We start from the raw sequence: 1604 nt of genomic DNA on the forward strand, positions 1-1604 counted from the left end.
GAACCGTCCCTTATCTGTTAATATAGTTTGTAGAAAATAATTTTGCCGTAAATTTAGCAAACCTAAAATTTTCGGGAAAAGGCTTAACCGTCCCAGTCAGTTCGACTGCTTAAGTTAGAGTTGTCTTTCCCGAAAAAACTGTAGCCGGTCATAGTTGATAGAGGGGTCGTGCTTCGAGCACCTTAGTTAGATAAGGCTAACTACCGAGCTGCAGTAAAATTGGTCCTTAATGTAACAGGTAGGGGGTAAGAAAATTGTTTTACGTAGGCATTGATTGGGCTGATACCCAGCATCGAGTATCTGTTGTTGATTCTCAAGGAGTAGAAAAAGCCAACTTTACTGTCCCTCATAATCGGGAAGGCTTAGAGACCTTAAAAGAAAAACTCCTTAAGCTTGCTCAAAACCCTCAATCAATAGCTTGTATCATTGAAACTAAACATGGACTTTTAATTCAGTTCTTGTTAGAGGCTGGGTTTGCGGTTTTCCCAGTAAACCCCAAAATTGTGGAGCGATGGCGTAAGCCATCCGGTGCCAAAAGCGACCCCATTGATGCACGGATCTTGGCAGAACTGGGGAGAAGCGGTATACACCGTTTGCGCCAGCTCAAGCCAGACTCGGAGCTAATTCAAGAACTAAAAACCTTAACCCGTGACCAAGACACATTAATACGAGAAGCTACTCGCTTAACAAACCGCCTAATTGCTTGTTTAAAAGAATATTATCCGGTAGCTCTTGAGCTTTTTACTAAACCAACTTTACCGGTTGCAATAAATTTTTTAAAATACTATCCTACTCTGGAAGTTGCTCAACAAGCATCTGTATCGGAATTGGCAGCTTTCTTAAAATCTCATAAACACCCAAAACCCAATCAAACAGCTATAACTATTTATCAAAAATTGCATTCTCCCCAGCTAAAGGCTAACCCGGTTATTACAAGGACTAAAGCCCGTTTGATGTTAGCTATTCTTTCCCAGCTCGAACCGCTCCTCGAGCAAATTAAAGAGTATGACAAGGAGATTGAACGCCTTTTTAAGCTCCACTCCGACAGCATGTTATTTGCCAGTTTGCCAGGAGCGGGAATGCGGCTGGCTCCAAGACTGCTGGCGGAGTGGGGAGACGATAGAGAACGCTTTTTAAATGCTTCTGTAGTACAAGCGTTGGCCGGCACTTCACCTGTGCTGTATCAAAGCGGTAAATACCGCTTTGCGAGAAGGCGAAGATCTTGTGTAAAACCCTTCCGTAACGCTTTGCATTTATTTGCCTTTCAAAGCATTCAACAGGTGAGTTGGGCTCGTGAATACTACGATAAAAAGCGTTCTCAGGGCAAATCCCATCACGAAGCAGTACGGGCTTTAGCTAATATATGGGTGAGAATAATCTTTGCCATGTGGATTAATCACAACCCTTATGATGAATCAGTCTTTCTTGCCGCTAAAGCAAAACACAGTATAGCTGCTTAAATGCTAATTTTTAAAGCAATTAAATAAAGGTAAAGTGTTATTTAGATAACATTTCCAATTTTATACACTTATGCTATTTCATGTTATTTAACGCTATTAATAGCTAAATTTTTTAAGTACCCATATTGACATAGAGGGTCTAAA

General features: G+C 41.0%; 1 protein-coding gene. It reads left to right on the plus strand.

Features of this window, described 5'->3' with window-relative positions; all coding sequences use genetic code 11:
- The first annotated feature begins 254 nt into the window (after positions 1–254).
- Positions 255–1460 carry an IS110 family RNA-guided transposase gene (locus tag cpu_RS09110; protein ID WP_075859703.1) on the plus strand — a complete coding sequence of 402 codons (1206 nt, stop codon included), beginning with the start codon at positions 255–257 and terminating at the stop codon, positions 1458–1460.
- The last annotated feature ends 144 nt before the right edge of the window (positions 1461–1604 follow it).

This window comes from Carboxydothermus pertinax, assembly GCF_001950255.1.
Lineage (GTDB): Bacteria > Bacillota > Z-2901 > Carboxydothermales > Carboxydothermaceae > Carboxydothermus > Carboxydothermus pertinax.